Origin of the sequence: Halomarina pelagica, from assembly GCF_024228315.1 — an archaeon.
In the GTDB taxonomy this organism is placed as follows: Archaea; Halobacteriota; Halobacteria; order Halobacteriales; family Haloarculaceae; genus Halomarina; species Halomarina pelagica.
Genome location: NZ_CP100454.1, coordinates 381,730 through 407,886 on the forward strand (window position 1 = coordinate 381,730; position 26,157 = coordinate 407,886).

Here is a 26,157-nt window from a genome sequence, read left to right on the forward strand (position 1 = left end):
CGAGAGACAGGCGCAACCGTTTAACGTCGCCGCGCGGAGTTGCGGATATGACGACCTTCCTCGCAGGCGGTACGGGCACGCCGAAGTTGCTCGCGGGTGCCGACGCCGTCTTCCCGCCGGGGGAGACGACGGTGATCGGCAACACGGGCGACGACGTGGAGCTGGGCGGGATGCTCGTCTCGCCGGACGTCGACACCGTGCTCTTTCTCGACGGTGGCGTCCTCGACCGCGAGACGTGGTGGGGCGTTGACGGCGACGAAGACACCACGCACGCGGAACTGCGCCGCCTCGCGGAGCGGGCGGGCCTCGACGCCGGGCCGCGCTACCTCCCCGAGAAGCGGCAGACGGCGGGCCGCGACGTCGCCCGGTGGCGGCGGTTCTCCGGCGTCGCGGAGTTCATGTTCATCGGCGATCGGGACCGCGCGGTCCACCTCACGCGGACGGGCCTCGTAGACGAGGGGTACACGCTGACGGAGGCGACGCGGACGCTCGCCGACGCGTTCGGCCTCGAACGCGACCTCCTCCCGATGAGCGACGACCCGGTCGCGACGATGGTCCACACGCCCGACGGCCCGATGCACTTCCAGGAGTGGTGGGTCGGGCGCGGTGGCGACCCCGAAGTGGTCGACGTGGAGTTCCGCGGCGCGGACGGGGCGCGGCCGACCGACGCGGTCCTCGACGCGCTCTCCGCGCCGGTGGTCGTCGGCCCGTCGAACCCGGTGACCAGCGTCGGCCCGATGCTGGCGATGGAGGCCTTCGAGCGCGCGCTGCACGGGACGCCCGTCGTCGCCGTCTCGCCGTTCGTCGGGGATCGCGTCTTCTCCGGCCCGGCGGCGGAACTCATGGCGGCGGTCGGCTACGACCCCTCCACCGCGGGGGTCGCGGAGGCGTACCCCTTCGCGGACGCGTTCGTCCTTGACGAGGCCGACCCGACGGACCTCGACCGGCCCGTCGTCCGGACGGACACGACGCTCTCGACGGATGCGGACGCGGCGCGCGTCGCCCGCGCCGCCCGCGAGGCGCTGGAGGCGGTCGGCGGATGACGACCGTCGACCCCTTCGAGCCGCGCGTCGCGCTCGCCAGCCTGAGCGGGGCCTCCGACGCGGCGTGGGCGCGCCGCGCGGCCGACCACGCGGGCTGTGCGTTCCTCGGCGGCATCGCGCTCGATCGCGACACCCGCGCTGCCGCCCGCGCGCTCGTCGCGCGAGACCGCGAGGAGTTCCTCCCCCACGATCCGGTCGCGTTCGTCGACCGGGAACTCGCGGCGCTCGACGGCGTCCCCCTCCGGGCGGGCGTGAACGTCCGCAGCGCGACGCTCGACCCCGTCCGCGCGGTCGCCCGCGTCTGCCGGGACCGCGACGCGATCCTGGAGGTGAACGCCCACTGCCGGCAGGACGAGATGTGCGCGGCGGGCGCGGGCGAGGCGCTCCTGCGCGACCCCGACCGGCTCTGCGAGCAGGTGGCGGCCGCGAGCGGCGAGGGGGCGACCGTGAGCGCGAAGGTCCGCGCCGAGGTGCCGGGCGTCGACCTCCCCGACCTCGCGCGTCGGATCGAGGCGGCGGGGGGCGAGGTCATCCACGTGGACGCGATGGACTCGGAGGCCGTCGTCGCCGACGTGGTCGACGCCTGCGACCTGTTCGTGATCGCCAACAACGGCGTGCGCGACCGGGCGACCGTCGAGGAGTACCTGAACCACGGCGCGGACGCGGTGAGCGTCGGCCGCCCGAGCGACGACCCCGCCGTCCTCGCGCGGGTGCGGCGGGCGGCCGACGCGTGGTTCGCCGGGGGGCGGACGGGGCAGAACCGGAGGAACGTCGAACGAGAGGAGGGGGCCGACGCCTGATGCGCGATCACGTGCAGAACGCCGAACTCGCCCTCCTGCTGGAGGTGGCGGGAACGCCCAAGCCGGGGAACGTGGACCGCCGCCGCGACCACCCCGACCTGCGCTTCGAGCACTTCCTGGCCGGGGCCGTCGGGAGCGTCCCGGGGCTTCGGATGGCGGCGGGCGACGCGCCGCTCGGCGACGCGTTCGAGCGGGCCGTCGCGGGGATGGGGGAGCAGTCCGGCGGCAACACGCAGTTCGGCGCGCTCCTGTCGCTCGTCCCCCTCGTGCGGGCCGCGAGCGAGGGCGACCTCTCGCCCGCGGGCGCGGGGCGCGTCTGCGCGGCGACGACGGTCGACGACGCCTGCGCCTTCTACCGCGCGTTCGAGGTCGTGGCCGTGGCCGTGGACGACCCGCCCGAGGGGATGGAGGCGCTCGACGTGCGCCGCGGGGGCGACGCCGAACCGGCGCTTCGCGAGCGCGGGCTCACCCTGGCGGACGTGCTGGCCGACAGCGCGGGGGTGGACGGCGTCGCCCGCGAGTGGACCGAGGGGTTCCCGCGCGCGTTCGAGGCGGCGGGGTGGCTCCTGGCCGACGACGGGCCGATCGCCGATCGCGCGTCGCGGGCGTTCCTGCGTCTGCTGGCGGACGAGCCGGACACGTTCGTCGAGAAGCGCCTCGACGCCGCGACGGCGCGAGAGGCGACCGAACGCGCGCGGGCCGCGCTCGACGGCGGGGAGGACCCCGAGGCGCTGGCCGAGGAGTTCGTCGCCCGCGGCGTGAACCCCGGAACGACGGCCGACCTCACCGCGGCGGCGCTGTTCGTCGCGCTGGAGCGGGGGATGGAGGTGTGACCGACGTGCCGAACGCCGCCGACTGGCCGGTCGACCTCTCGGGCGTCACCGAGTCGGTCGTGACGACGCTCGGGCCGAACGACCGGTGGAACGTCGCCGCCCTCGGCCTGTTCGCGGCGGACGACGGCCGAGTGACGGCCCGGACGTGGGGGCGCACCCGGACGCGGCGCAACTTCGAGGAACGCGGCGAGGGGTACGTCCAGTTCACCCGCGCCCCCGTCGACTTCGTCGAGGCGGCCTGCTCGATCCGCGAGGAGGACGCGCCGATACTCGACTCGGCGGACGCCTGGGCGCGCGTCGCGGCGGAGGCGTCGGACGCGGGGACGACCGACGGGACGCGGTGGATCGAGTGGACGCTCTCGCCGGTCGAGTCGAACGTCGAGCGGCGGGCCGTCCCGACGACGAACCGCGCCCGCTGCGCGGTCGTGGAGGCGACCGTGGCGGCCTCGCGCCTGGACACCCCCGGGTACGACGACGCGGCGCTCCGCGAGCGCATCGCGTACTTCGAGTCGGTGGTGGACTCCTGCGCGGGCGAGCGCGAGCGCTCGGCGTGGGAACGCTTCGAGGAGTTAGTGGAGTGGCGACCCTGACCTAGAACTGTTCCTGGTCGGTGTCGCCGCGGCGGAAGCGCCGGACGCGCCGGTAGCTCTGGATCTCGCCGCCGTCGTCGAGGTCCACCCGGTACTCCCCGATGATGTCCGAGGTGTCGGGGATCGATCGCCGCTCGATCACCTCGACCAGCACCGACCACTCCTCCTCGCCGTTCGCGCGCTCGATCGCGGCGATGCCGTCGAGCGGGTAGCCGATCAGGTCGGCCGCGGACGATCGGATGGTGTCCCGGACCGCCGCGACGCCGGTGGTCGTTGACTCCTCGCTCTCGTCTCCTTCCTCGCCTTCGCCCCCGTTTCCGTCGTTTCCGTCGCTCTCGTCGCTTTCCCCCTCGCTCTCCTCCCCCTCGTCGTCGTCGTCGCCGTCACCGTCGCCGTCGCCGTCGCCGTCGCCGTCGCCGTTACCGTCTGCGATGAGCACCTCCTCCGTCTCCCCCTCGTCCTCCCCGGCCTCGTCGATAGTCGGGTCGTCGGGGCCGTGTTGGTAACAAAAACCGTCGACGTCCGCGGAGCGTGCGCAGCGAGTGCCGTCGCTCGTGAGGGCGCGACACTGCGCCTGCTCGCTATGGTCGCTCATCGTTCAGCTGGTGGCTGTTCGTGTGGCGTTCATGACGGGGTCTGTTTCGGCTCGACGAGCGGCGAGGACCCGATCTCGAGTTCGTTCAGGTCCTCTAACTCGCCGGACTCGCTCGCCAGTTCGATACGTGATATCTCCTTCGCGTAGTGGAGGAACGTATCGACGGAGGCGACGACGATCCGCGCCTCGACGGTCAGGATCTCGATGCCGATGATCGAGATTCGTGCCCAGATGTCGATGACGACACCCTTGTCGAGGATTCTGTCGAGCACGTCAGCGAGACTGGACGTCCCCGGTCGTTGGCTAGACATCGCAAGTTGTCGGAACTCGACCGGACTATTTAGGCGTTCGCCCTGCTCACCCCGGGCGCACACTTATACGGTTCCGTCGTCTGATTTCAGCCCGATGGACGACCCGCGGATACAACCGAACTCGTCGCCCCTCGCCCGGCGATCGTCGCGGTCGATCCGATCGGACGGTGAGCGCGGCACATGAGCGACCGACACCTGTACGTCTACGGCGTCGTCGAGCGCGACGAGATCGAACTGGAGATGGAGGGCGTCGACGGAGCGACGGAGATCTACTCGGTCGACCACGGGCCGTTCTCGGCGGTCGTGAGCGACGTAGAGACGCTCGAGCCGGAGGAGACCGACGAGAACAGCCGAGCGCACGACGAGGTCATCCGGGCGGTCATGGAGGGCGGGGAGGGTCGGACGTTCGTCCCGATGCGCTTCGGGATGGTGTTCAAGAACGGCCGGACGCTCAAGAGCGTCCTCCGCGAGGCGCGGCCGGCGTTCTCCCGCGCGCTCCGCGACCTCGACGGGACGGTCGAACTCGGGGTGAAGCTGGTCGCGCCCGAGGAGACGTCGATCGACCGCGAGGCCGTCGCCGAGGACGTCTCGGAGCGGCTGTCGGCGGTGAGCGCCGGCGAGGCCGACAACGGACTGTTCAGCGACCGCCTCGTGTTCAACGCCTCCTACCTCGTCGAGCGCGACTCCCGGGAGGCGTTCGACGAGGCGGTCGAGGGGATCGAAGACGACTACGGCGACGAACTGACGGTGCAGTACACCGGCCCGTACGCGCCCTACAACTTCGTCGACATCGAGATCGGGGCACAGCACTGATGTTCCTCGTCGACGACCTGCTTCTCCGGCCGCTCGTCTCGCTGGGTAACGTCATCCACTCGATGGCGATCGAGGAGATGTACGACGTCGACGCGCTGCGCGACGAGCGCAAGGAGAACCGCCTGCTGTACGAACTCGGCGAGCTGTCGCGGGAGGAGTACGAGCGCCGCCAGGAGGAGATCCGCGACCAGATCGCCCTCGCAGAGGAGGCGCGCGAGCACCTCAGCGGCCGCGTCGAAGTGAAACGGTGACAGAACCATGCCCGACAACGACACGCAGAACGCAGACGAATCGTCTCCGGACCTGGACGCGCTCGTCGAAGACGCCGAGACGGCCGCCCGGGACCTCGTAGAGGCCCTCGATTCCGAGGGCGGGGTCGAAGACGCCGCGGACGCCGTCGAGGCGTTCCTGCGCGTCGTCGAGGAGGCGGAGGAACTGCTCGAGACGGTCGACGTACCGGGCGTCGCGGCGTCGATCGACCCGTCCGAACTCCCCGAGGCCATCGACGTCGACGCGCTCGCGGAGGGCGACGTCGACGGGGCCGTTCGCCTCGAGCGACTCCACGAACTCGTCGAACTCGGCGAGATCTGGAAGAACGTCGACGTCCGCGAGTTCTGGCGGAACAAGCGCGAACTCGACGAGGCGGTGACCGACCTCGTCGGCGAGGAGGCGGCCGAGGAGGGGGACTCGATCGTCGGCGGAGTCGGCGGAGTCGGCGGGGACGGCGGGGACGGCGTCGACGTGAACATCGGTGACGGCGACGAGATCCCCGCCGAGGCGATCCAGACGAGCGCCCAGCGACGGATCGCGGCGGCGCTCGAGGAGTTCCGCGAGACGGTCCTCGACGCGCGCGACCGCCTGGAGATCGCCGTCGAGACCGCACAGGAGCAGGTGCCCGAGCGCGACTCGGCGTCCTCGCGCAACCCGACCGCGGTCTCGCTCGCGCCCCGGACGCGGAAGCGACTCGACATGGGGGTCGTCGGGCGGAACTCGACGGTGCCGACCGAGACGCGCTACTCCACCGCGCCGAACTTCGACCGGATCGTGGGACGCCGACTCCGCCAGCGGGGGAAGCGCGATGAGTGACCAGCCCCAGCGCTCGGGGAGCGGCCCCTCGACCCGACCGCGGAGCGACAGCCTGGCCGACGTGGTCGAGATGGTCCTCGACAAGGGGATCGTCATCAACGCCGACATCGTCGTGACCATCGGCGAGACGGAGCTGCTCGGGATCCGCCTGCGCGCGGCCCTCGCGTCGTTCGATACGGCCGCCAGGTACGGTCTCGAGTTCCCCGAGGGGACCGACATGCGCCGACTCGAGGAGGCCTCCGGCCGGGCCTCGATCGAGGACATCGGCGAGGCGCGACCCATCGACGTCATGGCCCCCGTCGGGGAGACGGGTTCGTCGGAGGACGACGGGGGAGACGCTGAGGGCGCTGACGCGGCCGGAGAGGCCGGAAACGAGGGATCGAACGAGCGCGACGAGGACACCGGGAACGACGAGAACGACGAGCGCGACGAGAACGACGAGCGCGACGAGGGGAGAGCCGAGCGATGACGACGATCGACGTCGACGGCGAGCGGGCGAGCGACGGACTGCTCACGCTCGTCATCGCCGTGGTGGAGGTGCTGGTCGAGGCGCTGGAGCGCGAGGCGGTCCGTCGCATGGAATCGGGGACGCTCACCGACGAGGAGATCGAACGGGTCGGCGCGCAGCTGGCCGCGCTGGAGGAGGAACTCGAGGAGTTGAAGGCGAGCCAGGAACTCGAGGAACCGGTCGACGACCTGCGCGCCGACCTGGACGGACTCGTGGGGCAGTTCCTCGACCGCGTCGAGGCGACGCCGACCGGCTGGGAGGTGCGCGACGATGCGTGAGGGGACCGCCGAGGAGGCCGCCCACGAATCGGGGGGCGGCTCCGACTCCGACTCCCACTCCCGCTCCCACCCTCTCGACGAGGGCCGATACCTCTACTGCGCGGTCCGGACCGGAGACGATGGCAGGGGTGAGGACGAGGGAAACGGCGGTGACGGCGCGGACGGGGGCGGCCGATCGCCCCTCGACGCGAGCGGGATCGACGACGAACCCGTCTTCCTGATCGAGACGGACGGCGTGGGGTTCGTCGTCCACGAGCGCGCGGAGCCGTACGACGCCGACGACCCGACGCTCGTCCGGCGGTGGCTGCTCGCCCACCAGCGCGTCATCGACGCGGCGGGCGAGCGGTTCGGGACGCCGATCCCCTTCCGCTTCGACACGCTCGCACGCGGCGACGACGACGGCGTCAGGGAGTTGATCGACGAACGGCGCGAGGCGTTCGTCGACGCCCTGGACGACCTGCGGGGCCACTGGGAGTACCGGATCGAGGTCGTAAGCGACCCCGAGGCGGTCGAGGCGGCCGTCCTCGACGAGGACGACGACCTCGCGGCGCTGCGCGAGCGCGTCGAGGGGGCCGAGGGCGGAACGCGCCACCTCCTCGAGAAGCAGTACGAGCAGCGCCTCGCCCGCGCCAGACGGGCGCGCGGCGGCGACCGCACCGACGCGCTCGCCGCGCGCCTGGACGACCACGCCCGCGAGGTGCGAGCGCTCCCCCGGGACCGCCAGACCGCGGGCCTCGTCGAACGCGACGACGGCGACACGCTCGCCCGACTCGCCGTGCTGGCCTCCGAGGCGGGGGCCGACGCGATCGGCGGCGTGCTGGACGACGTGGCGGTCGAACCGGGCGTCGAGGTCCGCTACACCGGTCCGTGGCCGCCGTACACCTTCGCGCCGTCGCTGGAGGAGGACGACGATGGAGCCGCGTAGGGACGACGCGCTCGTCGACCTCCTCGACGTGCTGCTGCGCGACGGTGCCGTGCTGCAGGCGGACGTCATCATCTCGGTGGCCGACGTGCCGCTGGTCGGGCTGAAGCTCCGGGCGGCGCTCGCCGGGATGGAGACGATGGCCGAACACGGGATGTTCGTGGAGTGGGACGAACGGATCCGCGAGCGGGCGCTCGAGCGGGAGGAGGCGGAACGTTCGGAGACGAGGGAGTTGAACGCGGACGCGGACGTGACCGACGACCCCCGTCCCGAACTCGACGGTTGACTACGGCTCGACCAGTATCTTGACCTCCTCGCTTCCGCCGAGGAGTCGCTCGAACCCCTCCTCGACGATGTCGTCGAGGTCGATCCGCGAGGTGACGAGGAGTTCGGGGTCGAGCCGTCCAGTCTCCATCATCCGTATCGTCCGCCCGAACGAGACGTTCGAGAGGGGACCGCCCTGATACGCGAGCGTCCCGCTGATCCGCCGCTCGCCGAGGACGACGTCGTTCGGGTGGACGCTCACCTCGTCCTCGAAGATGCTGACGATCGTGACCTGCCCGTTGCGCTTCGCGGCGTTGATGGACTGGTTGACCGTCGTCTCGATGCCCGCCACCTCGAAGGTAGCGTCGACCCCGCCGTCGCTCTCGGACGTTATCCGCTCGACGGGGTCGGACTCGGTCGGATCCACGACGACGTCAGCGCCCGAGTCGACGGCCATCTCGGCGCGCGCCTCCTGCGGTTCGGAGACGTAGATCTCGCCCGCGCCCGCCGCCCACGACGCCTGGATCACGGCCTGTCCGATGGGACCGCTTCCGAAGACGGCGACGGAGTCGCCGGCTCGCACGTTCGCGCGTCGGACCGCGTGCACCCCGACGGTGAACGGTTCGACGAGCGCGCCGTGCTCCACGGGAACGCCGTCCGGGAGGGGAACGGCCGACACGGCGGGGACGACGGTCTCCTCCGCGAACCCGCCGCCCCCGCCGGAGAGACCGACGAACCCGCCGTTCACGCAGAGGTGGTACTTCCCCTCGTCGCAGTAGCGACACGTCCCGTCCCAGATGACCGGGTTGACCGCGACGGGGTCGCCCTCGGTGAGCGTCTCGACCTCCGAACCGACCTCGGAGACGACGCCGGCGAACTCGTGGCCCATCGGTATCGGGGCCGTCTCGCCGGTCACCGGATGCGGCGTCTCGTCGGGGACGAAGATCGGGCCGGCGGCGTACTCGTGGAGGTCCGACCCGCAGATCCCGGCCGCGCGCAGATCGATCCTGACCTCGTCCGCCCCGACGTCGTCGCGCGCTATCTCCTCGACCCGGACGTCTTCGCGGTCGTGAAACACGGCGGCTCTCATACGCCGTCCTCGACGACCGACGCGACAACCGTGGTGCATGCGAATGCCAGCAGTTGACATATGGCGGGACGCCGTCGGAGCGACGACGACACTCGATCCCTCCCAGCGGTCGGGCGACGCTCGTTCGGGTCGGCCGTCAGGTATCGACTCCGCGAGCGGAGTGCCGCTACGGCCGCACCATCGGCGTTCGAGCGACGACCGACCCGCGAGGACCGTCCCGACGAGTATAGCCAACATATTTATCCCTCGGGGTTATCGGATCGTGGTACAGCAACCGGCCGCCGGGGCGTGCCTCTGACAGCACGAGACGCAGGGCGGTTCGATGAGCTCCTGAGCGCCCTCTTCGGTCCCAGCGGCCGTTGCTGCCATTCGACGAATCCTCCGCGTCGTCCGAAACGCCTCCTCACCGTCGGTCGCCCCGTTCGACGATCGTCGACGCCCCGTCCACCGACCCGTCGGTACAGACGGACGGCCGACGGCGTGGGCGTCGCCCCCTCGATCCTCCGCGTTCCGGACCGAAGACGAATCCTTTTAGCCGCGCCGTCGGGAGGATAGGGTATGGCCATCAAACCCGCCTACATCAAGAACACGGCGAACGTGCTGCTGGAGAAGTACTCGGACGCGTTCAACGCGGACTTCGAGCGCAACAAGGAACTCGTCACGGAGTTCACGAACATCGAGTCGAAGGAGGTCCGAAACCGGATCGCGGGCTACATCACCCGGAAGAAGGGCGGCACGGTCGAATAACTCGCTTCTCGCGTCGACGCGCGCTCACGGGCCGACCAGCGCGGGCCAGCGGAGGCCGACGCGGCCGTCGGCGGGCGCGAGCGATCGCCGACGGCCGCGTCGGTCGGGGGGCCGTGCTTGCAACTATCACAACCGTTTTGACGCGCTCGGACAGAGGCTCGGTAATGGCTGTCAGCGTAGGCGTCCTCGGCGCGACCGGTGCCGTGGGCCAGCGACTCATCCAACTGCTCGATCCGCATCCGGACTTCGACCTCGTCGCGCTCACCGCGAGCGACGACAGCGCGGGGAAGTCCTACCGCGAGGCGGCGAAGTGGCGCGTCGATACGCCCATCCCCGCCGACGTCGCGGAGATGACCGTCACGGCCACCGAGGCGGACGCCGTCCCCGACCACGTGGAACTCCTGTTCTCCTCGCTCCCCTCGAGCGTCGGCGAGCGCGTCGAACCCGAGTTCTGCGAGGCGGGCTACGTCGTCTCCTCGAACTCCTCGAACGACCGCAACGCCGACGACGTTCCCCTCACCATCCCGGAGGTCAACGCCGATCACCTCGACCTGCTCGAGGTCCAGCGCGACACCCGCGGATGGGACGGCGCGCTCGTGAAGAACCCCAACTGCTCGACGATCACGATGGTTCCGACGCTCGCGGCGCTCGACCGCGCGTTCGGCCTCGAATCGGTCCGCGTCGCCACCCTCCAGGCCGTCTCCGGCGCGGGCTACGACGGCGTCGCCTCCATGGAGATCATCGACAACGCCATCCCCTACATCGGCGGCGAGGAGGAGAAGATGGAGAGCGAGGCGCGAAAGCTGCTCGGCTCGTTCGACGGCGCGGAGGTTCGCTGGCACGACGCCGACGTCGCGGCCTCCTGCAACCGCATTCCGACGCTCGACGGCCACCTGGAGAACGTCTGGGCGGACACGCGCGAGGAGGTGACGGCGGAGGGGGCCGCCGACGCGATGCGCGAGTATCCGAGCCTCGACCTCCACTCCTCGCCGGACCCGCTCGTCCACGTCTTCGAGGAGCCCGACCGCCCCCAGCCCCGCCTCGACCGCATGCGCGGCGGCGGCATGGCCGTCACCGCCGGGGGCTTCCGAGAGACGGGGGGCGGCGTGCAGTACAACTGCCTCGCGCACAACACCATCCGCGGCGCGGCGGGTGCGTCCGTGCTCAACGGCGAACTGCTGCTGAACGACGGCTGGCTGTAAGAACCGCCGCGACACGTTCCTTTATTCCGAATCGACGCCCGGGTGTGCGTATGGATCTCATCCACGTCAGGCTGGCCGTGTCGGACGCAGACGAGAGCGCGGACTGGTACGTCGAGCAACTCGGCTTCGAGCGCTCGTGGGAGTTCACCGCCCCGGACGGGAGCGCGCGGCACGTCTACGTCGCCGACGGCAACGGCTTCGAACTCCAGCTCACGGACGCGGAGGGCGAGGACGCGATCGCCGAGGCCGACCGGTTCGACCACCTCGCGCTCGGCGTCGAGGACGTGGACGCCGCGTTCGAGGCGATCGACCACCACGGCGTCGTGAAGGAGCCGGGCGACCAGCCCGAGGCGGGCGCGCGCACGGCGTTCGTGCGGGACCCCGACGGGCACGTGGTGGAGCTGGTACAGCCCCTCTCGGACTGAACGTTACGGCTCCCCGACTCGCGCCTCCAACTCCTCGACCCGACCCTCGAGGTAGCGCACCCTGTCGGACTCCGCGGCCCACTTCGCGCCGATCCCCGCGCCGACGACGATGCCCGCGACGGCTCCGAGAGGACCGCCCGCGGCCGCCCCGACGTTGCCGATCAGGAACGCCAGCCCGACGACGACGAGGTCCTTGTAGTCCATCGGGTAGGCGTTCACGGCCGACGAAAAAAGCCTTCGGACGTTACCGGAACCGCCCGATCAGCGCCGCCACCGCGTCGGTCGGCGATCGCCGCCGGTCGGCGTTCGCGTCGGCGCGGCGTTCCCACGGGCGATCGGCCATCGCGTCCGCGACCCGCTCGATGGGGTGGGGGGGCATCGCCTCGCCCGGCCTGTCGCCGAGCTGGGAGCGACAGGAGGCACCCGGGGCGGTGACCTCCTCGCCGGGGCTGGTGTCGACCTGGCGGAAGAGGATGCGCCCGATGGCCTGCGAGAGGTCGTAGTGTTCGGCCTCGTAGCCGAAGCTTCCTGCCATCCCGCAGCAGCCGGAGTCGAGGGGGTCGACCTCGTAGCCGGCCCGGCGGAGGACGCCGACCGCGTGGTGGTCCTTGTTCGTCGCCTTCTGGTTGCAGTGGCCGTGGTAAGTGAGCGACTCACCCGCCTCGCCGAACTCGACGTTCTCGTCGAGGCGGTAGGTGTCGAGGAACTCCAGGACGCCGTAGGCGCTGGCGGCGACCGCCGCCGCCTCCTCGCCGGTGAGGAGGTCGAGGTATTCGTCCTGGAACATGACGGCGTCGGAGGGTTCGACGAAGACGACCGACCAGCCGTCGCGCACCGACGGCGCGAGCGCGTCCACGTTGTGCCTCGCGCGCCGGCGCGCGAGGTCGAGCATGCCCTTCGAGTAGGCCGGGCGACCGCTGGAGGTGACCTCCCGGGCGAGTTCGACGTGACAGCCGGCGGCCTCGAGCACGCGCACCGCGGCCTTCCCCGGTTCGGGGTAGCTGTAGTTGGTGTACGTGTCCGGGAACAGCAACACTCGTTCCTCGGCCTCGCCCTGGGGGACCCGCGACCCGCCGCGGGCCTCGAACCAGTCCTCGAGCGTCTCGCGGGTGAAGTGCGGGAGTTCGCGCTCGGCGGCGATGCCGAGGGTACGCTCCATCGCCTCGCGGGCGTAGGGGAGCTTCGGCGCGACGTTCGAGAGCGGCGCGAGGGCGCTCCCGACCCGCGAGAGGCGGTCGATGTCGGCGAACAGCCGTTCGCGGAGGCCCACGCCCTCGCGCCGGTGGTACTGGTGTTTCACCTCCGTCTTGAGCTTCGCCATGTCCACGCCGGTCGGGCAGTCGCTCATGCAACCCTTGCAGCCGACGCAGAGATCGAGCACCTCCGACTGGAAGCGCTCGGAGTAGAGTTCCTCCTCCGACAGCTCGCCGCTGATCGCGGCCCGGAGCATGTTCGCCCGGCCGCGCGTGGTCTGGATCTCCTCCTGGGAGGCGCGGTAGGTCGGGCACATCGTGTCGGAGGTGGTCTGGCGGCAGGTGCCACAGCCGTTACACAGCTCGACGAGGTGGGCGAACCCGCCGTCCTCGGAGAAGTCCATCGCGGTCTGGGGCGAGATGGACTGGTAGGTCGCGCCGTAGCGGAGGTGCTCGCGCATGTCCGCGCCGACGCCGCGCTCGCCCGCCGGCCCGACGTCGTCCGGCCCGTCGCGGTAGACGACGTTGCCGGGGTGCATCCACCACTCGGGGTCGAACGCGGTCTTCAGCTCCTTGAACGCCGTCCAGAGTCGATCGCCGTACATCTTCGGGTTGAACTCCGTGCGGGCCATCCCGTCGCCGTGCTCGCCCGAGAACGCGCCGTGGTGCGCCAGCACGAGGTCGGTCACGTCCTCCGTGATGGAGTGCATCGTCTCGATGTCGTTCTCCGTCTTGAGGTTGAGGATGGGTCGGATGTGGAGCGTCCCGCTGCCGGCGTGGGCGAAGTAGGCCGCCGAGGTGCCGTGGTCGTCGAGGACCCGCTCGAACTCCGTGACGTACTCCGCGAGTTCCTCCGGCGGGACGGTCGCGTCCTCGATGAAGGGGTAGGGCTTGGGGTCGCCCTCCAGGCTCATGAGGAGCGGGATCGCCGCCTTGCGGAGCTTCCAGAGGTCGGCCTGCGCCTCGTCGGTGTACGCCTCGAGCACCTCGAAGGCCTTCCCGGCGTGGACGAAGTGGGCGTTCGTCTCGGCGATCGCGTCCTCGAAGTCGTCGTGGAGTTCGTCGTCGAACTCCAGCATGAGCGCCGCCGCGGTCCCCTCGGGGATGGGCTCGGCGTACTGGGCGAACTCCGTCGAGTCGAGCGCGAGGCGGAACACCTCGTCGTCCATCAGCTCGACGGCGCTCACGTCGAAGTCGAGCGCCTCCGGAACCGCCTCCATCGCGTCGACGAGGTTCTCGAAGCAGTAGAGCGCGAGGGCCGTCTCCTCGGGTTTCGTGACGAGGCTCACCGTCGCCTCCACGACCACGCCGAGGGTGCCCTCCGCGCCGACGAACAGCTTCGAGAGGTTGATCACTTCCTCGCCCGCCTCTCGCGGCTCGCTTCGCTCGCCGCTCGACTGTTCCGAGGCGCTGTGCGCCTCGTCCTTTTCGTAGATCACCTTGTGCAGGTTGTACCCCGAGACGGAGCGCTTGAGCGTCGGGTAGCGCTCGTCGATCTCCTCGCGGTTCTCCTCGACCAGCCGGCGCGTCTCGCGGTAGACGTGCGCCTCCAGGTCGTCCTTCGCGACGATCTCGTCCCACTCCTCGCTGTCGAGGACGACCTCGCGCGTGTGGATGAGCGATCCGTCCGCGAGGACGACCTTCAGTTCCTCCGTGTAGGCGTCGGTGATGCCGTAGCGCACCGAGTGTGCGCCCGTCGAGTTGTTCCCGATGCCGCCGCCGACGGTGGCGCGGTTCGAGGACGCCGGGTCGGGGGCGAACTTCAACCCGTGGGGCGCGAGGGCGTCGTCGAGGTGGTCCTGCACGACCCCGGGCTGGACCCGGGCGCGGCGGGCGTCGGGGTCGATCTCGAGGACGTCGTTCATGTGCCGCGAGCAGTCGAGGACGACGCAGCCCGGTCCGACGGCCTGCCCGGCGAGCGAGGAGCCGGCCCCGCGCGGGAGGACGGGGACGCCGTGGTCGGCGGCGACGCGCACGGCCGCCCGCACGTCGTCCGCGTGCTTCGGGTAGACGACGCCCGCCGGTCGAGCCCGGTAGATGCTCCCGTCGGTCGCGTACAGGAGCTGTGCGTACTCGTCGAAGGCGACGCCTCCGTCGAGCGCCTCGCGGAGGTCCCGCGCGAGCGCCCGGTATTCGGCGACGTCGCTGTGCTCGAAGCCGAGTGACGCGACGGACGTCTCGAGATCGCTCGGATCGTAATACCTGTCCTCGACGGCCATGTCTGTCAGTACGGCGCACGGATGTTAAGCTTGTGGTGCACGGTAACTATCCGGACGATCACGGGTCCCGATACCGCCGGCCGAGTGCTCGGCACGATGTCACAACGGTAATGTATCGGTACTCCTGACGGTGCTGATATATGAGTGCGCGAGAGCAGGTGGCGTTCCTCGTCGGGTCCGAACACCGGGTGGGGGTACTCGAAACGCTCGCGGAGCGCCCGTCACGCCCGTGCGAACTGGAGGAGTCGCTTTCGGCCTCGCGGGCGACGATCCAGCGGGTCCTCGCCGGACTCGCCGATCGGGGCTGGATCCGCAAGGAGGGCCGCGAGTACCGTCTGACCGCGGCGGGCGACCTCGTCCTCCGGGCGTACGACGACCTGACGGCGCTCGTCGAGGCCGTCGACGGGATGGACGAGACGCTCGCGCTGTTCGACGCCGCGGACGTGGCCGTGCCGCCGGCCGTCGTCCGGGGCGCGACGGTGACGGCGGCGACGCCGCAGACGCCACACGCGCCGATCGAGCGCTACGCGACGGCGCTCGACGAGGCCGACGTCGAGTCGTTTCGCGGCGTCTGCCCGATCCACAGTTCGGTGTTCAACGACGTCCACCGCCCGCTCGTCGAGGCTGGCTGTCCCACCGAACTCGTCATCGACGAGGCGACGTTCAGGACCGCGCGCGACCTCGCACCCGAGGCGCTGTCGGAGGCGGAGGAGTCCGGTGCGTTCACGCTGTACGTCCACCCCGACCCCGTCGACGTCGGGGTGTCGCTGTTCGACGGTCGGGCGTTCGTCGGGGCGTACGACGACCAGGGGCGGTTCCGGGCCTGCCTCCACGGCGCGGACGAGAGCGTCGTCGAGTGGGCGCGCGACCTCTACGAGCGACACCGCGACGCGGCACGGCTCGTCGAGATCGCGTGACGGATCGCGACCGTCTCAGCGGGTGAGACACCGTTCGGGGAGTGCGTATAAGATCCCTGACCCCCCACGTTCACCCGCGTCCACGCACTTGGTCCCCCGCTTTTGCATCGGTCCTCCGTGACGCGGCGAGAGAGTCACCAGGGCACCTGCGTGGGCCGCACCCGTCCGTTTCCGCGCCGACTACGCCGTCGAGACCGATCGCTCGAACGCGTCGCCAGCACGGAGCACGTCGGCGTCCTCGAAGCGTCCGCCGACGAACATGAGTCCGACGGGAAGCCCGTCGCTCGTCCCCGCGGGCACCGAGATCGCGGGGTGGCCGGTCACGTCGAACGGGGCCGTGTTCGCGAGCATGTTCAGCGCCCGCTCGATGGCCTCGACGCGCGTGAGGTCCTCGCGGACCTCGTGGGCGGTCTGGGGCGTCGTCGGCATGGCGAGGACGTCCACGCCCGAGAGCGCGTCGTCGTAGCGCGCCGCGAGTTCGCGCCGGAGGTTCTGGGCCTTCGCGTAGTAGCGCCCGCGGTAGCGATCCGAGAGGTACTCCCCGAGGATCAGCGTGAGTTTGAGCGTCGTCAGGTAGTCGTCGGCCTGCGCCCGCCGCGCCCGACCGAACGCCTCCGCGAACTGCACGTCGTAGTAGCCCGTCCCGTACCGCCCCACGCCCTCGTCGCGCACGAGCGCGGTCGTCTCCTCCATCACGACGGCGTTCCAGATCGGCAGGCCGTCCGCGTGCATCGGGACCGACACCTCCTCGACGGTCGCCCCCTCGCTCTCGAAGGCGTCGAGTGCCTCCTGGACCGTCTCGTCGACGCCCGCCTCGCTCTCCTCGTGGCCGAACCCTTCCGCGACGACGCCGACGGTCACCTCCCCCGGGTCGCCGTCGAGCGCGTCCTCGTACTCGTCGGTCTCGACGCGGCCCTGCCGGGGATCGAGCGGATCGTGGCCGGCGATCACGTCGAGCACGCGCGCGCAGTCCTCGACGGTCCGCGCCATCGGCCCGACGTGGTCGAACGAGTGGCCGAGCCCGACGACGCCCGTGTAGGGGACGAGGCCGTGGGTCGGCTTGTGGCCGACGCCGCCGCTCCACGACGCCGGGATCCTGATGGAGCCGCCCTGGTCGCCGCCGATGGCGACGTCCACCTCGCCTGCGACGACGGCGGCGATCGACCCGCTCGACGATCCGCCCGCGACGTGCTCGTCGCTCTGCGGGTTGAGCACCGGGCCGGTCGCGGAGAGTTCGCCGCTGCCGGAGAACGCCATGTCCTCCATGTTCAGCTTCCCGGTGATCGTCGCGCCCGCCCCGAGCAGGCGCGTCACGATCGTCGCGTCCGTCCGGGGGACGTACCCCTCGAACAGCTTCGAGCCGCAGGTCATCTCGACGCCCGCGAGCGCGACGTTGTCCTTCAGCCCGATCTCGTAGCCGACGAGCGGCCCGTCGTCCGCCCCCTCGACGGTGCACTTCGTCACGAAGGCGTTGAGGGGATCCTCGGCCGCGTCCGGGCGGTACCCGGGATCGCGGTCGGTGAACTCCACCTGCGGCGTCGGCGCTGACAGTTCGTCGAGCCGCTCGTACCCAGAGAGCGTCTCCTCGATGACCGCGGCGAAGTCGGCAACCTCCTCGTCGGAGAGGTGCATGTGGTGGCGGGCGGCCATCGTACGGATCTCCCCGGGGGTCGGGGGGCGGACGTTCGGCGGTGTGTGGGACATGCCATTGCGTAACACGGTAGAGGCCGACAAAACAGTATCCCCGCGGGGACGGAGGCTCTGGCGTCGGAGACGGTTCCGACGGACGGTCGGACGATCCTCAGAACAGGTCGGAGACCCTCAGAGGTGGACCCGGTTCACGAACTCGGGGGACGCGGCGTCGAGTTGCTCCACGTTCTCGGCGACGATGTCCGCGAGGCGCTCGTAGTACTTCGGCGTGTGACCGCTGTTGTGGGGGGTGACGAACGCGTTCTCGAGCGTCCAGAGGACGTGGTCCGGGGGGAGGGGTTCGGGGTCGGTCACGTCGAGCGCCGCACCCCGAATGTGGTTGCTCCGCAGGGCGTCGACGAGGTCGTCGGTGTCCACGACCGGCCCGCGCGCGACGTTCACGAGCACGGCGCTCGGCGGGAGCGTGTCGAACGCCTTGGCGTCGATCAGTCCCTCCGTCTCGTCGGTGAGCGGGACGGCGAGCACGAGGTAGTCCGTCCGCGCGAGCGCCCGGTGGAGGTCGTCGGTGCCGAGCACCTCGTCGGTCGGGCCGCCCTTCTCGGGGGAGTGGCGCACGCCGATCGTGTGGACGCCGAACCCCGAGAGGCGCTCCACGACCGCCGACCCGATCGCGCCGAGGCCGACGACGGTGACGGTGCTCCCCGCCAGTTCGTGCGCCCGGTAGTGACGCCACTCGCGGCGCTGCTGTCGACGCCAGCCCTCGGGGAAGCGCCGGACGAACGCGAGGATGGCCCCCACGACGTGCTCGGCGATGTTCGGGCCGTGGACGCCGGAGGCGGTCGTCACCGCGACGTCGCGCTCGGCGAGCGCGTCGAGCGGGAGGTGGCCGTACCCGGCGTAGGAGCAGGCGAACAGTCGGAGCGCCTCGGCCCGATCGAGGAGGTCCTCGTCGATCAGCTTCCCGGTGACGACCTCGGCGTCTGCGACGAGTTCGCGCTCCTCGGCCGGCGTCTCCGCGACGCGGATCCGAGCGTCCGGGAGGCGCGCTCGCAGTTCGTCGGCGTACGCCGAGACGGGCATTCCGTGGACGCCGTCGCGCAGGACGAGAACGGTAGTCATCGTGTTCGACCGTTCTGTCCACCCCGTATTCAATGTAGGCGGTGACGACGGCGGCGAGAGGGGCGACGGGCGTTCGGCCCGCGCCGGCGAGGTCGTCCCGTCGCGGACCGACCGACGCGCGACGCGTCCGCGCGGGGCAACCGATTTACCGGCGCGGGCGAAAGCGCCGCACGCATGAGCGACGAGGACGGGAGCGCCGCGGACGGGTTCGTCGGCGACGGACGCAGGAAGCACGTCACGGTCGACACGGCGGGCGGCGAGCGCCACGAGCACGGCGACGTCTACCTCCGTCACTCGGTGGACGCGTTCGAGGTGTCGCCCGACTTCGAGTTCCCGGCGGCCGAGACGACGCGCTACGAGAAGGCAGACCTCGCCCACGTCGCGGTGACCCAGCACCACTCGGCCTGCTTCGTCACCACGGCCGCCGCGGGCGAGGGCGAGACGCTCGACGCGCTCCGGTCGTTCCGCGACGGGACGATGCGTCGAACCCCGGTCGGTCGAGCGCTCGTCGGCGTCTACGAGGCCGTCAGCCCGCCGGTCGCCGCGACGCTCGCCGACCACCCCGACGCGCGGACGACGCGCGTCGTCCGCTGGCTGGTCGACCGCTGTGCGACGCTCGTCCGGGTGCGCGAGGCCCGGACGACGCCGCTCGCGCGGGACGCGCTCGCCGTCGCGCTGACGCTCTGCTACGTCGTCGGCGTCTGCGTCGCGCTGGCCGGGCACGCGGCGATCCGCGGGCGAGCGCGGCTCGGTCGAATCAGTCGAGGAAGAACCGCTCGACGCTCTCGCGGGGGCTGAACCCGATGCCCCGGCCGCGCTCGACGGCGAACCCGTGGCGCTCGCCGCACGCCGCCACCGCGTCCGCGAGCGCGTCGAGGTCGTCCACCTCGTGGAGCCGGTAGGCGCGGCTCGCCCCCGCGACGGGGTGGACGGCGATCCGGGGGCGGCCGAACCGCCCGCCGTCGTGGAGCGTGACCCGATCGAGCGCGTCGTAGGCGTACCAGCGGACGGCGTCCGCCTGCAGGAGCACCTCGTCGATCCCGTGGATCTCGTAGATGCGCGCCATCGCGCCCGCCTCTCGGCGGTGCTTTCGCGTGCCGAGACCGAACATCGGCGTGAGGTAGGCGTACTCGGCGACGTGGAGGCCGTCGTTCGCGAAGAACACCTCGGCGAGGCGCAGGGGGAACGACCCCGTCATCCCGAAGTGGACGTGGCACTCGACCTCGACGTCCGAGGTCGGGAGGTCCTCGAACTCGTTCGGGTCGATCTCCGCGGGATCCGAGGCGTCGGTCACGCCTCCGCCCTCCGGTCGCCGTCCTCGCCGTCGCGGAACGCGATCCGGCCGAACAGCAGCGCCCCGCCGACGAATAGCAGGCCGAGGATCGGGTTCACTTCGAGGGCGGCGTAGAGGCCGGCGGCGACGCCCGCGAGCGCCAGGACCGCCGCGAGGCGGGTCCGGAGGGGATACGACGGCTCGGCCGTCTCGCCCCGTCGCGCCGCCCGCCGGGCGCGTCGTTCGCCGAGGTACGTCACGATCATCACCGCGAGCGTCACGGCCACGAGGGCGGTCCTGACCGCTCGCGGGACGGTGATCCCGGCCGCCGCCTCCAGGGCGATCGGAAGGGCGATGACGGCCAGACCGCCGAGGTAGACGACGGTGCGGTGGGCGACGAGGAGTCCTAACATCTGTGCTGGCAGTCCGAGTTGGCGCGTCGCGCGATAAAAAGCGTGTCCCTCCCTGACGCGCCCGTCGAAAAACGTGCCGCTCGATCCGTTCAGGAGAGGAAGCCGCTCGCTTCCTCGGCGTCGGTGACGGTACCGCTCGCGTTCAGCTTCGCCCGCGCGGAGACGTACATGGTGTACACCTGCACGACGAGCGCGAACAGCCAGAGGAGGTAGCCGCCGAGACCGCTGTCGACGACGTTGATCGACGTGCTGAACGCCGACAGACCGACCGGCCCGCTCAGCTGTGCGCCGATGAGGAGCACGCTGAAGAAGCCGAAGAAGCCCGTCGCCCACCACATCGCGACGACGCGCGCCCACCCGGGCTGGGTGTGCTCCGGCAGGTGGGTCGTGTTGAGGATGACCGTGAGCGCGTTGTACGGCCACATCATCACGCCCGCGATGGCCGCGCCGATGACCAGCAGGATCCACGGCTGGCCGAGGCCCATCGTCCCGGTGGCGAAGATGATGGCGATGCCCCAGAGCGTGAACAGCGTCAGTAATCCGAGGAACACCCGCGAGAGGTCCCAGCCGTGGGTGCGGCCGTAGCCCTGGTAGAGGATGTCCACGCTGTTTCTGACGAACGACTCGACGATGGCGTACTGGGTGCTGAACAGCGCGATGAAGATGACGGCGTACAGGAGCGTCGCCGTGAGGCCGTCGAGCTGCGGGATGATGACGTTCACCCACATCCCGATGGCGTCGTCGACGACGTTCGTCCCCGGCGGGACGTACTGTGCCGTGATCGTCATCGCCACGGTGGCGACGACGAGCAGCCCGATGACGAACGTCAGGAAGTGCTCGCGCTGGGTGACCTTCCACCACCCGCGCCAGCGCCGGAGGTTCGTCTCGGTCGGCTCGAACGCGAACCCGTCGTAGATCCGCTCGGGGGTCGCCCCCCGGAGGGGGTTCTTCACGCGGCCCTGGTAGGTGCCCATGCCGTAGCCCTTCTCCCTCGACCAGACGCCCTGAGAGAGGTTGATGTAGCCGCCCGCGCCGGCGTAGGCCAGCCCGCCGAGGAACGTCGCGATGTCGAGTTCGTTCTGCGGCGGGAGCGCGCCGAAGCTGACGGCCCCCGACGGGACGTTGACCAGTTCGCCGGCCGAACCGACGACGAAGATGAGGACGACCGCGAAGACGATGGCGAGCGCCATCAGCACGATCTGGATCTTCTCGATGACGTTGTACAGGACGGGGCCGGCCATGTACGACAGCCAGATGACGACCATCGAGGCGACGCCGATGATCCACCACTGCTCGCTCGGGTTCGCCAGCCCGGCCCAGTTGGCGAGCACCTGCGCGCCGCCGGCGGCCCACCCGGGCCAGCCCAGGTGGAAGAACCCGGCGGCGAGGAAGAACCACGGCCAGACGCCGTTGATGCGGTCGTACCCCCGGAAGATGCTCTCGCCGGTGGCCATGGTCCAGCGTTGCAGTTCCGTGTTGATGAAGAACTGCGTGAGGACGCCGACCCAGAACGCCCAGTAGAGCGTCCACCCGTACTGGGCGATGAGCGTCGGCCAGAACATCGTCTCGCCGCTGCCCAGCGACGCGCCGAGCATGATGGCGCTCGGCCCGACGATGTGACTCACCTTCGGCACCTTCGGCAGGTCGGCCTCCTTGAACGGTTCCAGACGACCCCGTTTCGGGTACTCCGCCGTCTGCGGAGCCGTCTCGAGGTCGTCGTAGTCGAGTTCTCGGTACACCGTGTCGCGGTACTGTTCTCCGACCTCCTCGCTCGCGTAGACGTCGTCGGAGACGACCCCTCCGTCGCTCCTCGTCGGTTCGTCGGGTGATTCAGTCATGGTTCCTCTCGTGTGGGTGGGTCGGAATCGGACACGATCATTGGTGTCCAACACCGTGGCATATGACTGCATGCAACGTGTAATAAAGACACGGGGTACCTCCCGGAATATTTGGATCACGCGAGCGGAACGTCGGAGGATCGTCGCTCGGTTCGTCCCGTCCCCTCGATCGTCCACGTCCGTCCGCACGGTCGGACTGCCATCGCTATCGGGACACGTAGCCGATAGTATATGCGCCCCGGCCCCCTATGTGCCCCAGTGTCACTGCTCGGGTTCGTGCTTACCCGCGCGATCATCGTCGCCGCCGCGATGCTCGCCTTCCTCTTTCTCGTCAGCGGCGCATACGTCCTCTCGGCGATGTTCGCCTCCCTCCTGGTCGTCTACGGCTACCTGCTGTACTACGGCGACGCCCCGATCGAGCATCGAATCCCGTAATTCACGAAACACGAACGAGTCACGTCGTTTAAGTCACTACGCGCGGGCGTAGGCGTATGCACGAGGTAGACGTGGCCATCGTCGGTGGTGGCCCCGCCGGGTCCTCGGCGGCGCGGGCGGCCGCCGAGGAGGGGGCCGACGCCGTCGTCCTGGAGAAGGGCGTCCCCCGCGCCGACCGTGACGGCCTCGGGCCGGACTCGACGGACGCCGCAGGCATTCTCGACTACTGGGTCGACATCATGGAGTTCGCCCCCGACGAGATCCCCGAGTGGGTGAAGTGCCGCGAACTCTCCGGTGCGGCGTTCGTCGGGCCGAACGAGTCGATGACGCTCAGGTCGACGGGCATCGACTCCTCCTACCCGAACTTCGGGTTCACGATGCACCGCGCGCGCTTCGACGACTGGCTCCGGGAACGCGCAGAGGACGCGGGCGCGGAGTACCGCGTCGGCGCGGCCGTCCGCGAGGTCGAGACGGACCACCGATCGTACGTCCACACGCTGACGCTGCGCGACGGCGAGCAGGTCAGGGCCGACTACCTCGTCCTCGCCGACGGCCCGCAGCGCACCGTCACGAGTCGGGTGCTCGACCCGCTGCTCCCGGACGGCTCGGTCGATCGCCTCGCTTCGCCCCGCGCCAACCACATCGCCTACCAGGAGCACCGCCGATTCCCCGAGGAGGTGTTCGAGGACGACCTCCTCAAGTTCTGGTGGGGCGTGATGCCCGGCCACACCGCCTACCCGTGGGTCTTCCCCAACGACGGCACCGTGGCCCGCGTCGGACTCACGATGCCCATCGGGATGGACCTCGCCGCGGTCGAGGACCGCGACTCGTACAGGCTCCTGCGCCCCGACGACGAGCGCATCCCGCAGGGGAAGGTGTACGTCCGCCGCCTGCTCGAACAGGAGTACGGCGATCGCTACGACATAGAGGAGCACTTCCCGCTCGTCGAGGACCGCGGCAAGCGGGGCGGCACCGAGACCTATCCGATCTCCTCGACCCGGCCGATCGACTCGCCCACGCCCGCGAACGTCGCCGTCGTCGGCGGGGCGATGGGCGCGACGAGCGCCTTCCACGAGGGGGGCGACCACGTCGCCGTCCGAACGGGGAAGATCGCGGGCCGTCTCGCCGCCCTCGGCGCGCTCCGCGCGTACAACAGCGAGTGGAAGCGGGCCATCGGCGAGGAGGTGCTCCGGAACGTCGCCCTCGCGGAACTCGTCCGGGGGTACCGTCCCGCCGACTGGGACCGGACGCTCCGCACCGCGGGCAGCATCGTCGAGCGCGGGGAGGGGTTCGGCCTTCGCAACTCGGTCGCCGCGGGCGCGGCGGGAGCGAAGCTGTTCGCCCGCTACCAGCGCGTCAAGCGCCGCTACCGCGACGGCCGGTACGTCCAGATCCGCGAGGGCGACTACGCCGTCTGAGCGGAAGGAAGGGCTTATCTCGCCGCGTCGACTATATAAAGTGCGCGCCTCTAGTCCCCGCCCGAGTTCATCCCCCGCGGATGCGATGACAGCGCGGAGAACCCGGGCGCGCGACATGCGGGCGCGGTCCCTCGGGACCGCGCGTTCGGCGGTTGACGCCGCCTCACTGAAACGCGGTGCCTCTGGCACCGTGGACTCGACGGCTAACGCCGTCTCGTCGTTCCGCGGCCCTGACGGGCCGCGCGCGCCCGGCACGAGGGTTTCCCGACCGACGCGGCACGCAGCCACGGGATGAGGTCGGACGTTAGTGTTCCGGGCGACATTCCAAAACTACCGCCAGCGCTACGCACGTCGCCTGCTACGGGGTGTCCATATGACGAAGCCGTGAGTCGGACGTGGGTCGATCGTAACTCGTAGTCGGACCTGAACGATTAACCAGGCCCGCGGACCAAGAACGGGTATGGCGACCGAAGAACAAGCGGGTGAACGTACGCCGCTCGACGACGTGATGGAGGACATCCGGCGTGAACTCGTGTCGCGAGTCGCCGAGGCAGATCGGGACGAACGCCGCGAGATCTACGATGCACTCGAAAACGAGTAGGTCACCGACGCTCTCCGGTTCTCGCCCCGAAAACTACGCTCACTGCGCTTCCACCGAGCCTACTAGTAGATTCTCGCCCAGTCGCATTCCGGGCGAATATTTCGATTCACCGAAGATACGTCTCCAGCTCGGAGACGACGCGATCGACGAACTCGTCGCTGACCCGACCTTGCCACGCCACTATATCCTCGATACGTGGAGAGTGGACCGCCCACGGAGAAACGAACGAGTCACGAGGTACGCCACCGATCTTCCAGACTCCGGATTCGAGCGTGAGCGAGTCGTCGTACTCCTTCGTCGAGATGGCGACCGCGACGTACTGTTCGTCAGCGAACGGATGGGACTCGTTGTTCACGATGAGCCAGGGACGCTGCCGGTCGTTCCCCACTTTGAACGGATCAATACTCCGAACGACGTCACCGCGTTCCGGCTGCATCTATCGATCGTCTCGCTCGCTCGGGTGGGGCGTTTCCGGGGCAGTAGACTCCCATTCGTCGGCGTCGATGCCGCCGTCTTCCTCGTCGAGCCTCTCGGTAACGGTGTGAAGATCGTATGCAGCAGCTACGCGGTCCAAGTCGTCCGTTATCGCCCAGTACTCCCTCTTGTGCCGAACGAGATCGCGGTCCTTCAGCCGGGAGAGGGCGGTTCCCACCGTGTTCGGGTCCTCGTCGATCCCGGCTGCGATCTCCGACCGGGTGAACGCCTGCTCTCGATGGCTGTAGAGATAGGCGAGTACCTGCTTCGGGACGCTCGATCCACGCGGAAGCTCTCCCGACTCGAAGTCGTCGATACTTACGGGCATACTGTGTAATAGGCGTGCCGATGTAATGAGCGTACTGCTGTGCTGACCTGCTACCAGTAGTTCGGTTAACGCTAGCATGCCTCGCGACGCCCCCGCCCGTCACTCCACGAGCGCGACGACGTCGTGAAGCGAGTCCACCTCGAACGTCGGCGCGACCGAGAGGTCGACGTCGCGGCGGTGAGAACGGCGGAGAAACACGGAGTCCAGTCCCGCCCTGTGAGCCGCGACGACGTCGCTCTCGCTGTCGCCGACGTAGAGCGCCGACTCCGCGCTCAGGTCCGCGAGGGCCCGCTCGAGGTAGTGCGCGTTCGGTTTCTTCAGCGAGAGGCTCTCGATGGTCATCTCGCGTCCGTAGAAGGTGTCGAACAGCGGACGCAGGTCGAAGAAGTCCAGTTTGAACTCGACGGTGCTGTGGTGGTTGTTACTCACGACGCCACGGTTTTCCGGGAGTTCGGCGATTGCCGTCACGTCGTCGTAGCGGGTTCGGAGATTCGCCCTGAACGCCTCGAACTGCGACCGCTCGTCGTGGCGTTCGCGCGCGTCCCAGAACGTCTCCGCGTCGAGGTCGTACGCGGCGCAGATCTCGCGAAGTCCGTCGACGGTCACCCCGCTCGTGAGGTCGAGCAGGTGTCGGCGCTCTGGATCGTCGACGCCAACCTCGCGGAACGCCGCTCGCGTGGCCTCGATCTGCGTCTCGCTTGCCGGCGGCTCCACGAGGACTCCGTCGCTGTCGAACAGGACCGCGTCGTACTCCGTCACGTTCGCTACGTCA

32 protein-coding genes are annotated in these 26,157 nt (G+C 70.0%); 19 read left to right on the plus strand and 13 right to left on the minus strand.

What is annotated here, in order from left to right:
- Positions 1-47 precede the first annotated feature (47 nt).
- From cofD to NKI68_RS01990, 4 genes are read left to right on the plus strand one after another with little or no spacing between them, the layout of a single operon-like run.
- Positions 48-1,043, plus strand: coding sequence for a 2-phospho-L-lactate transferase (gene cofD, locus NKI68_RS01975; RefSeq protein WP_254544997.1), 996 nt, complete (start codon positions 48-50; stop codon positions 1,041-1,043).
- The gene (locus tag NKI68_RS01980; protein WP_254544998.1) at positions 1,040-1,843 is read left to right on the plus strand and encodes a tRNA-dihydrouridine synthase; all 804 of its coding nucleotides are present in this window, start codon (positions 1,040-1,042) and stop codon (positions 1,841-1,843) included. The genes cofD and NKI68_RS01980 overlap by 4 nt, the downstream gene beginning before the upstream one ends.
- Positions 1,843-2,676 carry a triphosphoribosyl-dephospho-CoA synthase gene (locus NKI68_RS01985; protein WP_254544999.1) on the plus strand — a complete coding sequence of 278 codons (834 nt, stop codon included), beginning with the start codon at positions 1,843-1,845 and terminating at the stop codon, positions 2,674-2,676. Before NKI68_RS01980 ends, NKI68_RS01985 begins: the two co-directional genes overlap by 1 nt.
- A complete protein-coding gene (locus NKI68_RS01990; RefSeq protein ID WP_254545000.1) occupies positions 2,673-3,266 on the plus strand; it encodes a DUF447 domain-containing protein in 594 nt (197 codons plus the stop codon). The genes NKI68_RS01985 and NKI68_RS01990 overlap by 4 nt, the downstream gene beginning before the upstream one ends.
- A 1-nt stretch (position 3,267) precedes the next feature.
- Here the strand turns inward: NKI68_RS01990 and gvpO are convergent, their stop codons facing one another.
- Both gvpO and gvpA read right to left on the minus strand, forming a co-directional pair.
- Positions 3,268-3,861 (minus strand): gas vesicle protein GvpO, halophile-type, encoded by a 594-nt coding sequence (gene gvpO, locus NKI68_RS01995; protein WP_254545001.1) that lies wholly within the window; start codon positions 3,859-3,861, stop codon positions 3,268-3,270.
- 29 nt (positions 3,862-3,890) lie between these two features.
- Positions 3,891-4,172, minus strand: coding sequence for a gas vesicle protein GvpA (gene gvpA, locus NKI68_RS02000; protein WP_254545002.1), 282 nt, complete (start codon positions 4,170-4,172; stop codon positions 3,891-3,893).
- 180 nt (positions 4,173-4,352) lie between these two features.
- On the opposite strand from gvpA, the gene NKI68_RS02005 reads away from it, so the two are divergent.
- Genes NKI68_RS02005 through gvpM form a run of 7 tightly spaced genes read left to right on the plus strand, consistent with a single transcriptional unit; the run spans position 4,353 to position 8,065 of the window.
- A complete protein-coding gene (locus NKI68_RS02005) occupies positions 4,353-4,985 on the plus strand; it encodes a GvpL/GvpF family gas vesicle protein (RefSeq protein WP_254545003.1) in 633 nt (210 codons plus the stop codon).
- A complete protein-coding gene (gene gvpG, locus NKI68_RS02010; RefSeq protein ID WP_254545004.1) occupies positions 4,985-5,236 on the plus strand; it encodes a gas vesicle protein GvpG in 252 nt (83 codons plus the stop codon). Before NKI68_RS02005 ends, gvpG begins: the two co-directional genes overlap by 1 nt.
- 7 nt (positions 5,237-5,243) lie before the next feature.
- On the plus strand, positions 5,244-6,071 hold the full coding sequence (locus NKI68_RS02015) for a hypothetical protein (protein ID WP_254545005.1): 828 nt from the start codon (positions 5,244-5,246) through the stop codon (positions 6,069-6,071).
- Positions 6,064-6,540: a gas vesicle protein GvpJ gene (gene gvpJ, locus NKI68_RS23675; protein WP_303657481.1), complete on the plus strand. Its 477-nt coding sequence runs from the start codon at positions 6,064-6,066 to the stop codon at positions 6,538-6,540. The genes NKI68_RS02015 and gvpJ overlap by 8 nt, the downstream gene beginning before the upstream one ends.
- Positions 6,537-6,857, plus strand: a complete 321-nt coding sequence (locus tag NKI68_RS02025) for a gas vesicle protein K (protein ID WP_254545006.1) — start codon at positions 6,537-6,539, stop codon at positions 6,855-6,857. The genes gvpJ and NKI68_RS02025 overlap by 4 nt, the downstream gene beginning before the upstream one ends.
- A complete protein-coding gene (gene gvpL, locus NKI68_RS02030; protein ID WP_254545007.1) occupies positions 6,850-7,782 on the plus strand; it encodes a gas vesicle protein GvpL in 933 nt (310 codons plus the stop codon). Before NKI68_RS02025 ends, gvpL begins: the two co-directional genes overlap by 8 nt.
- The gene (gene gvpM, locus NKI68_RS02035) at positions 7,769-8,065 is read left to right on the plus strand and encodes a gas vesicle protein GvpM (protein WP_254545008.1); all 297 of its coding nucleotides are present in this window, start codon (positions 7,769-7,771) and stop codon (positions 8,063-8,065) included. Before gvpL ends, gvpM begins: the two co-directional genes overlap by 14 nt.
- Here the strand turns inward: gvpM and NKI68_RS02040 are convergent, their stop codons facing one another.
- Positions 8,066-9,133: a 2,3-butanediol dehydrogenase gene (locus NKI68_RS02040; RefSeq protein WP_254545009.1), complete on the minus strand. Its 1,068-nt coding sequence runs from the start codon at positions 9,131-9,133 to the stop codon at positions 8,066-8,068. It lies immediately after the preceding gene.
- A 558-nt stretch (positions 9,134-9,691) separates the two neighbouring features.
- On the opposite strand from NKI68_RS02040, the gene NKI68_RS02045 reads away from it, so the two are divergent.
- The 3 genes from NKI68_RS02045 (at position 9,692) to NKI68_RS02055 (ending at position 11,507) form a co-directional block, all read left to right on the plus strand.
- Positions 9,692-9,880 (plus strand): 30S ribosomal protein S17e, encoded by a 189-nt coding sequence (locus NKI68_RS02045; protein WP_254545010.1) that lies wholly within the window; start codon positions 9,692-9,694, stop codon positions 9,878-9,880.
- A gap of 164 nt (positions 9,881-10,044) precedes the next feature.
- On the plus strand, positions 10,045-11,082 hold the full coding sequence (gene asd, locus NKI68_RS02050) for an aspartate-semialdehyde dehydrogenase (RefSeq protein WP_254545011.1): 1,038 nt from the start codon (positions 10,045-10,047) through the stop codon (positions 11,080-11,082).
- A gap of 50 nt (positions 11,083-11,132) precedes the next feature.
- Positions 11,133-11,507 (plus strand): VOC family protein, encoded by a 375-nt coding sequence (locus NKI68_RS02055; RefSeq protein ID WP_254545012.1) that lies wholly within the window; start codon positions 11,133-11,135, stop codon positions 11,505-11,507.
- Between the two features lie 3 nt (positions 11,508-11,510).
- Here the strand turns inward: NKI68_RS02055 and NKI68_RS02060 are convergent, their stop codons facing one another.
- Both NKI68_RS02060 and NKI68_RS02065 read right to left on the minus strand, forming a co-directional pair.
- Entirely contained in the window at positions 11,511-11,711 is a 201-nt protein-coding gene (locus tag NKI68_RS02060) for a hypothetical protein (protein ID WP_254545013.1), read from the minus strand.
- A gap of 40 nt (positions 11,712-11,751) precedes the next feature.
- The gene (locus NKI68_RS02065; RefSeq protein WP_254545015.1) at positions 11,752-14,919 is read right to left on the minus strand and encodes an FAD-binding and (Fe-S)-binding domain-containing protein; all 3,168 of its coding nucleotides are present in this window, start codon (positions 14,917-14,919) and stop codon (positions 11,752-11,754) included.
- 140 nt (positions 14,920-15,059) lie between these two features.
- On the opposite strand from NKI68_RS02065, the gene NKI68_RS02070 reads away from it, so the two are divergent.
- Positions 15,060-15,836, plus strand: coding sequence for a helix-turn-helix transcriptional regulator (locus NKI68_RS02070; RefSeq protein WP_254545016.1), 777 nt, complete (start codon positions 15,060-15,062; stop codon positions 15,834-15,836).
- Between the two features lie 180 nt (positions 15,837-16,016).
- Here the strand turns inward: NKI68_RS02070 and NKI68_RS02075 are convergent, their stop codons facing one another.
- Both NKI68_RS02075 and NKI68_RS02080 read right to left on the minus strand, forming a co-directional pair.
- Positions 16,017-17,540, minus strand: a complete 1,524-nt coding sequence (locus NKI68_RS02075) for an amidase (protein ID WP_254545017.1) — start codon at positions 17,538-17,540, stop codon at positions 16,017-16,019.
- Positions 17,541-17,657: 117 nt separating this feature from the next.
- On the minus strand, positions 17,658-18,605 hold the full coding sequence (locus tag NKI68_RS02080) for a D-2-hydroxyacid dehydrogenase (RefSeq protein ID WP_254545018.1): 948 nt from the start codon (positions 18,603-18,605) through the stop codon (positions 17,658-17,660).
- 174 nt (positions 18,606-18,779) lie between these two features.
- Between NKI68_RS02080 and NKI68_RS02085 the strand changes: the two genes are divergently transcribed.
- A complete protein-coding gene (locus NKI68_RS02085) occupies positions 18,780-19,403 on the plus strand; it encodes a CFI-box-CTERM domain-containing protein (protein ID WP_254545019.1) in 624 nt (207 codons plus the stop codon).
- Here the strand turns inward: NKI68_RS02085 and NKI68_RS02090 are convergent.
- The 3 genes from NKI68_RS02090 to NKI68_RS02100 form a co-directional block, all read right to left on the minus strand.
- On the minus strand, positions 19,363-19,899 hold the full coding sequence (locus NKI68_RS02090; RefSeq protein WP_254545020.1) for a hypothetical protein: 537 nt from the start codon (positions 19,897-19,899) through the stop codon (positions 19,363-19,365). The two genes, NKI68_RS02085 and NKI68_RS02090, sit on opposite strands and share 41 nt — an antisense overlap.
- Complete coding sequence (locus tag NKI68_RS02095; protein WP_254545021.1) at positions 19,896-20,291, minus strand: hypothetical protein; 396 nt, start codon at positions 20,289-20,291, stop codon at positions 19,896-19,898. The genes NKI68_RS02090 and NKI68_RS02095 overlap by 4 nt, the downstream gene beginning before the upstream one ends.
- A gap of 89 nt (positions 20,292-20,380) precedes the next feature.
- A complete protein-coding gene (locus NKI68_RS02100) occupies positions 20,381-22,129 on the minus strand; it encodes an Nramp family divalent metal transporter (protein ID WP_254545022.1) in 1,749 nt (582 codons plus the stop codon).
- 258 nt (positions 22,130-22,387) lie between these two features.
- Between NKI68_RS02100 and NKI68_RS02105 the strand changes: the two genes are divergently transcribed.
- The 3 genes from NKI68_RS02105 to NKI68_RS02115 all read left to right on the plus strand — a co-directional run bounded on the left by NKI68_RS02105 (position 22,388) and on the right by NKI68_RS02115 (position 24,583).
- A complete protein-coding gene (locus NKI68_RS02105; protein ID WP_254545023.1) occupies positions 22,388-22,564 on the plus strand; it encodes a hypothetical protein in 177 nt (58 codons plus the stop codon).
- 56 nt (positions 22,565-22,620) lie between these two features.
- Entirely contained in the window at positions 22,621-23,982 is a 1,362-nt protein-coding gene (locus NKI68_RS02110; protein WP_254545024.1) for an NAD(P)/FAD-dependent oxidoreductase, read from the plus strand.
- A gap of 460 nt (positions 23,983-24,442) precedes the next feature.
- On the plus strand, positions 24,443-24,583 hold the full coding sequence (locus tag NKI68_RS02115) for a hypothetical protein (RefSeq protein WP_254545025.1): 141 nt from the start codon (positions 24,443-24,445) through the stop codon (positions 24,581-24,583).
- 106 nt (positions 24,584-24,689) lie between these two features.
- On the opposite strand, the gene NKI68_RS02120 is transcribed toward NKI68_RS02115, so the two are convergent.
- The 3 genes from NKI68_RS02120 to NKI68_RS02130 all read right to left on the minus strand — a co-directional run bounded on the left by NKI68_RS02120 (position 24,690) and on the right by NKI68_RS02130 (position 26,144).
- A complete protein-coding gene (locus NKI68_RS02120; protein WP_254545026.1) occupies positions 24,690-25,019 on the minus strand; it encodes a hypothetical protein in 330 nt (109 codons plus the stop codon).
- The gene (locus NKI68_RS02125) at positions 25,020-25,385 is read right to left on the minus strand and encodes a hypothetical protein (protein ID WP_254545027.1); all 366 of its coding nucleotides are present in this window, start codon (positions 25,383-25,385) and stop codon (positions 25,020-25,022) included.
- 99 nt (positions 25,386-25,484) lie between these two features.
- Entirely contained in the window at positions 25,485-26,144 is a 660-nt protein-coding gene (locus NKI68_RS02130) for an HAD family hydrolase (RefSeq protein ID WP_254545028.1), read from the minus strand.
- Positions 26,145-26,157 lie beyond the last annotated feature (13 nt).

Coding starts and splice junctions, on each gene's coding strand:
- NKI68_RS02065 (WP_254545015.1), bottom strand. CDS start 14,919: ATGGCCGTCGAGGACAGGTATTACGATCCGAGCGATCTCGAGACGTCC.
- NKI68_RS02095 (WP_254545021.1), bottom strand. CDS start 20,291: ATGTTAGGACTCCTCGTCGCCCACCGCACCGTCGTCTACCTCGGCGGT.
- gvpM (WP_254545008.1), top strand. CDS start 7,769: ATGGAGCCGCGTAGGGACGACGCGCTCGTCGACCTCCTCGACGTGCTG.
- NKI68_RS02120 (WP_254545026.1), bottom strand. CDS start 25,019: ATGCAGCCGGAACGCGGTGACGTCGTTCGGAGTATTGATCCGTTCAAA.
- NKI68_RS02125 (WP_254545027.1), bottom strand. CDS start 25,385: ATGCCCGTAAGTATCGACGACTTCGAGTCGGGAGAGCTTCCGCGTGGA.
- cofD (WP_254544997.1), top strand. CDS start 48: ATGACGACCTTCCTCGCAGGCGGTACGGGCACGCCGAAGTTGCTCGCG.
- NKI68_RS02040 (WP_254545009.1), bottom strand. CDS start 9,133: ATGAGAGCCGCCGTGTTTCACGACCGCGAAGACGTCCGGGTCGAGGAG.
- NKI68_RS02100 (WP_254545022.1), bottom strand. CDS start 22,129: ATGACTGAATCACCCGACGAACCGACGAGGAGCGACGGAGGGGTCGTC.
- gvpA (WP_254545002.1), bottom strand. CDS start 4,172: ATGTCTAGCCAACGACCGGGGACGTCCAGTCTCGCTGACGTGCTCGAC.
- gvpO (WP_254545001.1), bottom strand. CDS start 3,861: ATGAGCGACCATAGCGAGCAGGCGCAGTGTCGCGCCCTCACGAGCGAC.
- NKI68_RS02085 (WP_254545019.1), top strand. CDS start 18,780: ATGAGCGACGAGGACGGGAGCGCCGCGGACGGGTTCGTCGGCGACGGA.
- NKI68_RS02045 (WP_254545010.1), top strand. CDS start 9,692: ATGGCCATCAAACCCGCCTACATCAAGAACACGGCGAACGTGCTGCTG.
- asd (WP_254545011.1), top strand. CDS start 10,045: ATGGCTGTCAGCGTAGGCGTCCTCGGCGCGACCGGTGCCGTGGGCCAG.
- NKI68_RS02075 (WP_254545017.1), bottom strand. CDS start 17,540: ATGTCCCACACACCGCCGAACGTCCGCCCCCCGACCCCCGGGGAGATC.
- gvpG (WP_254545004.1), top strand. CDS start 4,985: ATGTTCCTCGTCGACGACCTGCTTCTCCGGCCGCTCGTCTCGCTGGGT.
- NKI68_RS02110 (WP_254545024.1), top strand. CDS start 22,621: ATGCACGAGGTAGACGTGGCCATCGTCGGTGGTGGCCCCGCCGGGTCC.
- NKI68_RS02055 (WP_254545012.1), top strand. CDS start 11,133: ATGGATCTCATCCACGTCAGGCTGGCCGTGTCGGACGCAGACGAGAGC.
- NKI68_RS02025 (WP_254545006.1), top strand. CDS start 6,537: ATGACGACGATCGACGTCGACGGCGAGCGGGCGAGCGACGGACTGCTC.
- NKI68_RS02005 (WP_254545003.1), top strand. CDS start 4,353: ATGAGCGACCGACACCTGTACGTCTACGGCGTCGTCGAGCGCGACGAG.
- NKI68_RS01980 (WP_254544998.1), top strand. CDS start 1,040: ATGACGACCGTCGACCCCTTCGAGCCGCGCGTCGCGCTCGCCAGCCTG.
- NKI68_RS01985 (WP_254544999.1), top strand. CDS start 1,843: ATGCGCGATCACGTGCAGAACGCCGAACTCGCCCTCCTGCTGGAGGTG.
- gvpL (WP_254545007.1), top strand. CDS start 6,850: ATGCGTGAGGGGACCGCCGAGGAGGCCGCCCACGAATCGGGGGGCGGC.
- NKI68_RS02015 (WP_254545005.1), top strand. CDS start 5,244: ATGCCCGACAACGACACGCAGAACGCAGACGAATCGTCTCCGGACCTG.
- NKI68_RS02060 (WP_254545013.1), bottom strand. CDS start 11,711: ATGGACTACAAGGACCTCGTCGTCGTCGGGCTGGCGTTCCTGATCGGC.
- NKI68_RS02115 (WP_254545025.1), top strand. CDS start 24,443: ATGGCGACCGAAGAACAAGCGGGTGAACGTACGCCGCTCGACGACGTG.
- NKI68_RS02080 (WP_254545018.1), bottom strand. CDS start 18,605: ATGACTACCGTTCTCGTCCTGCGCGACGGCGTCCACGGAATGCCCGTC.
- gvpJ (WP_303657481.1), top strand. CDS start 6,064: ATGAGTGACCAGCCCCAGCGCTCGGGGAGCGGCCCCTCGACCCGACCG.
- NKI68_RS02070 (WP_254545016.1), top strand. CDS start 15,060: ATGAGTGCGCGAGAGCAGGTGGCGTTCCTCGTCGGGTCCGAACACCGG.